A 2995-nucleotide genomic window follows, 5' to 3' on the forward strand; every position below is an offset into this window, starting at 1 on the left:
AACTTAATCAACTTGGTATTAGATATATTTCATTATTTAGGGCACATGTAAAGCTGAAACCCCGTATTAAACGCCGAGCAGAACTCATGCTGCTCGTATGATAAGAGCTGTTAAATTATTTTCTTCATTATTGACAAGTTTGGGGCTATTTTTCCGCGTTGTGATGCTACATGTTAATTTGTACTTACCAACAAAAAACTAGAATAAAATTATAATTAAATGTTAACATTTAACATTTAACATTAACCAAATGTTTATTTACTGAATATAAAAAGGTTTTTACGATGAAATTTAATATACAATTGATTCAAATACTTAGCGTTGTATTTTTACTGATATCGGTCAACGTTTTTGCCAAGCCTGTATCTAATATGGGGGTGCCTGATAGCTTAACATTGTTTGATTTTGAATCGGATTTTGACTTGGCATCAACGCAAACAACTGATGCTAAGGTGAGTCTTGTCAATCAAGCGGGGTCGCAACAATTATTTCTTGAGACCGGCATGCGTTCTGGTGCTCCCGGTGTAACGATAAAACGAGCAAATGGCAGTTGGGATTTAAACCCTTATTATCACGTAAAAATGGACATCACTAACACCGGCGAGCAAACTGCACGTATCATATTTAAAGTTGGCGATCCCGTAGATGGCATGGAAGCTTGGCAAATGGAAATCCGCTTTGATTTAGCGCCAGGACAAACAAAAACAGTGTCCGACGATATTATTACCTCGCCATGGCGTTTTACTAAATCCTTAGATTTATTAGCAATGCGAGCTGCTCCAGGGCAGGCAAAATCAGATTTAAGCGCGATTAATCAAGTGAAGGTAACTATTAATTCGCCAGACGCCCAGCACAAGTTGTTAATCGACAATATTCGCGCCACTAACCCAGTTCGTTGGGTCGAACCAGAAGGTTTTTTACCCTTTATCGATCGTTTTGGTCAATATAAACATGCTCATTGGCCAGGTAAAACCCTTTCGGTAGACGATCTTCGTCAACAAGCCATAGAAGAAGATCGCGAGCTAGCGGCCAATCCTAGTCCTGCTAATTTTAACCAATACGGTGGTTGGAAAGACGGCCCCCAGCTCAAAGCTACAGGTTATTTTAGAGTAGAAAAATACAATGACGTCTGGTGGTTTGTTGATCCTGATGGACGTTTATTTTGGTCACATGGTGTGGGCGTAGTAAATGCCGCAACCGCTACTACTGGCATCACTGATAGAGAAAGCTATTTTGAGTGGTTACCAGAAAAAGATTCAGCTTATGGCGTTTTTTACTCAAGTGCAGGACGAGCATCACACGGTTACTATAAAACCTTAGCCAAACGTGAAACTTATAATTTTACCGGATCGAACCTTTATCAAAAGTACGGTGAAAATTGGAAGCAAGAATTTGAACGTGTCACCCATGCGAGAATACGTAACTGGGGCATGAATAGTCTAGGCGTGGCATCAGATAAAGCGCTTACTATGCAAGGTAAGACACCTTACACAGAAACGGTATGGGTTAGGAATACCAAAAAAATTGAAGCTTCGAACGGATATTGGGGTAAATTCCACGATGTGTTTGATCCTAGTTTTCGCAGCCAATTAAAAAAATCTCTTTCTAACCGTCAGCATACGGTTGATGATCCTTGGTTATTAGGATTTTTTATTGAAAACGAATTATCTTGGGGCGCTGAAGGTTCACTTGCCATAGCGACGCTTGCCAGTCCAGCTGATCAACCCGCTAAAAAGGAGTTTTTAAAGGATTTAACCGCTAAATATAAAACCATCAATAAACTTAACCAAGTATGGGGCACACAACACGCATCTTGGAATGCACTATTGACCTCAACTGAAACCCCAGATCAACTCAAAGCTTGGGATGACCTACAATTGTTTTACAAAAAAATTGTACAAACCTATTTCTCAACGGTAAGAAACGAACTGAAAAAAGTCGCACCTAAGGCTCTGTATCTTGGTTGTCGTTTAGCTTGGGCAAACAGTGATACTGTTATCCATACCGCTGCTGAATATACCGATGTGATCAGTATGAATAAATACCAGTATAACGTGACCAATGTTGGCTTACCCGAAGGTGTTGATAAGCCGATACTTATCGGTGAATTCCATTTTGGTTCGTTAGATCGTGGCGCCCTGCACCTTGGCGTAGTTGAGGCATCAAGTCAATCTCACCGCGCAGCGCTTTATACTGATTATGTAAACAGCGCACTGCTCAATCCTTATATCATAGGAACACATTGGTTTCAGTACGCGGAACAACCTCCTACAGGCCGTGGTGATGGAGAAAACTACAATGTGGGTATTGTAGATCTTGCTGATAAACCTTTCTCTGAACTAGTAGATAGCATTAGGGAAGTTGGAGGCCGTATGTATAAATTCCGCAGTTCGGCAGCTAAAAACGGTGAAATAGTACAACCTAAAAAACCGGTAAAATTAGACTTTATACAAGTGGATGAAGATGCACATACCCGCTCAAATTAATTAACAACTTTATCAGGCACAGAGTCATTAAACTCTGTGCCTGATAAATAGTAATAAAAAATTCGCCTCTTAAAGATAAAAAGAGATAAATTAGAATGAACCAAATGCCTCAATCACTAAGGCTTTTTTATGTCTGTTTCTTGGGGTGAAAAGGCGATATCAGCGTTAGTTTGAACAGTATCAGGATAGCAGTATACAGCGGTTAGCCTGTTAATTGATTAAGCGTTCCTGCCGTCATCATTTCAACACAAGCCGTTAATAAAAGTGATAAAACATACGATAATATGATTATTATTGATACGTTTATTACTCGTCAACAAGTCACAACAGAGATATTTTTGTGATGTTTTTTATCGTGTTCTCACGACTTTTGACGTGAATTTTTCAATCAATTTAAATCAACCTAGTTAGAGCCAAGAAAATTAGCTATGGGCATAAAAAAACCGAGACAAAACTCGGTTTTGATGTAATACCAATTTGATTAAATTTCTTCCCAACTCAGAGCTATG

At 39.2% G+C, this 2995-nt stretch carries 1 protein-coding gene; it reads left to right on the forward strand.

Features of this window, described 5'->3' with window-relative positions; genetic code table 11:
* The first annotated feature begins 284 nt into the window (after positions 1-284).
* Positions 285-2486 (forward strand): beta-galactosidase, encoded by a 2202-nt coding sequence (locus KO502_RS00530; protein WP_216020605.1) that lies wholly within the window; start codon positions 285-287, stop codon positions 2484-2486.
* Positions 2487-2995 lie beyond the last annotated feature (509 nt).

It is taken from the genome of Colwellia sp. E2M01 (assembly GCF_018860585.1).
Taxonomy (GTDB): domain Bacteria; phylum Pseudomonadota; class Gammaproteobacteria; order Enterobacterales; family Alteromonadaceae; genus Colwellia.